1 protein-coding gene is annotated in these 444 nt (G+C 55.6%); it reads right to left on the bottom strand.

Going from position 1 to position 444, the window contains the following annotated elements; all coding sequences use genetic code 11:
- Positions 1–76 precede the first annotated feature (76 nt).
- A partial coding sequence (locus RT613_RS14865; protein ID WP_313616503.1) for an NUDIX hydrolase occupies positions 77–444 on the bottom strand: 368 nt, incomplete at its 5' end.

Here is a 444-nt window from a genome sequence, read left to right as displayed (position 1 = left end):
ACGCGACGCATATACGCAGAACGGATGCCACAACGATACGGCCCATTATCTCAGCACTTATTTCTCTCTACATTTCTTAATGCAGCAGAAGGAGTTTGACGGGTTGGCGATGCACAAATTCGGCTTCGACATGGCGCAGCACGCGGCGCTGGCCGGCAAAGGGCACCATGTCCATCGCGTTTGAAAATGAGGTCCAGCAGAACTCGCTGTGTTCTTCGTTCAACACGACTTGAGCCTCTGCATCCACGTATCCAACAAACACCGGTGCCAGTGTGATGGCGTCGCGGTCCGCCTCGTAAAACTGTTCGCAGATATCGGCGGAATAAAGCCGCGCGCAGGAAAGGCCGGTTTCTTCCTTCACCTCGCGCAGTGCCGTTTGCCAGGCCTTTTCATCCTCTTCGATGCCACCGGCAATCTGGCACCACTCCCCAACCAGGGTGTGGT

It is taken from the genome of Agrobacterium sp. (assembly GCF_032092815.1).
In the GTDB taxonomy this organism is placed as follows: domain Bacteria; phylum Pseudomonadota; class Alphaproteobacteria; order Rhizobiales; family Rhizobiaceae; genus Agrobacterium.
Note: the sequence above shows the minus strand (reverse complement) of the source record. Positions and strands in the feature narration are given on the sequence as shown.